This is a genomic window from Levilactobacillus muriae (assembly GCF_045862015.1).
GTDB classification, from domain to species: domain Bacteria; phylum Bacillota; class Bacilli; order Lactobacillales; family Lactobacillaceae; genus Levilactobacillus; species Levilactobacillus muriae.
Map to the genome: position 1 here is coordinate 1 of NZ_BAAFRU010000064.1, position 1,376 is coordinate 1,376.

2 protein-coding genes and 1 pseudogene are annotated in these 1,376 nt (G+C 38.3%); all 3 read right to left on the reverse strand.

The genetic code is table 11. The features are described from left to right. Positions 1–158: helix-turn-helix domain-containing protein (locus ACKTSF_RS14480; protein WP_407890285.1), on the reverse strand; the 158-nt coding region annotated here is incomplete at its 3' end. A gap of 100 nt (positions 159–258) precedes the next feature. Then, positions 259–411: pseudogene (locus ACKTSF_RS14485) on the reverse strand (DNA adenine methylase); the annotation flags it as partial. Positions 412–559: 148 nt separating this feature from the next. Then, complete coding sequence (locus ACKTSF_RS14490; RefSeq protein WP_071665523.1) at positions 560–1,141, reverse strand: recombinase family protein; 582 nt, start codon at positions 1,139–1,141, stop codon at positions 560–562. Positions 1,142–1,376: the final 235 nt, after the last annotated feature.

A 1,376-nucleotide genomic window follows, 5' to 3' on the forward strand; every position in this document is an offset into this window, starting at 1 on the left:
TTAACTGCGTGATACTCACCAGCTAAGCGATGAACCTCATTAAAGATAGTGGTTTTACTAAAGCCTAAATAATCGGCAATATATTGAAGTGAGTGCTTTTCATGATGAAGTGTTTCGATGACAACGCAGTCTTCAAATGATAAAATAGTGGTGCTCATAAAGGTCCTTCTTTCTAGTGGAATGTTGTGGTGACACCATTAAAGACCTTTATGGGTTTTTCTGTCCACTAATATGTTCAACTTAAATTTTACAATCTACCATATCCAAAAAAACAGCGCCCCCTCCCACGAATGGTTCGTAATAATTTTTAATTTTTGACGGCAAATAACGTTTTATCTCTGGTAATAATTGTCGCTTTCCCCCAGCCCATTTGACAAAGGGCTTAACTAAAGGATTCTTGTGTATTGTCATTATATAAGTTCTCCTTTAGATTCTAATTTTTAATTTAAATACTAATTAAAGATGCGACCAACTTCCAGTAGCATCATTTTTAAGCATTTGTTATTTTACGCCTGTTTCAGGGCTTCTAATCTATTCTGATTATCTCATGTAAACCGGTTCAATGCACATCGAATTTCTTTCGGTATCTGATAAAGGTTGTCCGTTTAATCCCGGTATTACGGGCAACATCTACATCACTCATGCCCGTCTGGTAAAGTTTAAAAGCATGTAGTAAACGGGGATCATCTTCGGCATATTGAGGTTTCCGACCATGATATTTACCCTGCTGTTTAGCGAGGGCAATCCCTTGTTGCTGCCGTTCAATGATCCGCTTACGTTCGCTTTCAGCTTGATATTTATACAGTTCAATAATGAGATTCGTCATGACCTGGCGTAAATTAGGATCCGCAATCCCTGTCATGGACGGCAAGTTTAACACATCTAGGGTGGCCCCCTTATTTTGAATGGTGTTCATGATCTTAGTTAAGTCCTGGTTGTTTCGGCCTAAGCGATCTAATTCAGTGACCAGGACAATATCACCCTCGCGAACATAGGCGAGCATTTTTTGCAGTTCTGGCCGATTAGTGTTAGCTCCACTTAATTTATCCGTAAATAATTTATCAACGCCTTTTAAGGCCGCTAGCTGTCGATCTAAATGTTGCTCTTTGGAACTCACACGAGCATAACCAATTTTAGCCATTGTCAGCACTTCCTTTTGGACAGTTCTAATGAACATTTGTAATTCCTAGTATAGCACAGAATCAAAAAAGGCCACTAGGGTATACCCTAGTGGCCACTTTGATTTTCTGGTTCTAAAATATCTGTTGTTGGTAATCAAATGAATTTGATTACTGGCAACGGATATTTTTGTATAATCAAAGAATGTAAAAAAATGTACAAAAAAGGGATATAGTCGCAGACCTATATCCATCCAC

Excerpts from the sequence above, each read along its gene's own strand:
- ACKTSF_RS14490 (WP_071665523.1), bottom strand. The coding sequence starts at position 1,141 with ATGGCTAAAATTGGTTATGCTCGTGTGAGTTCCAAAGAGCAACATTTA.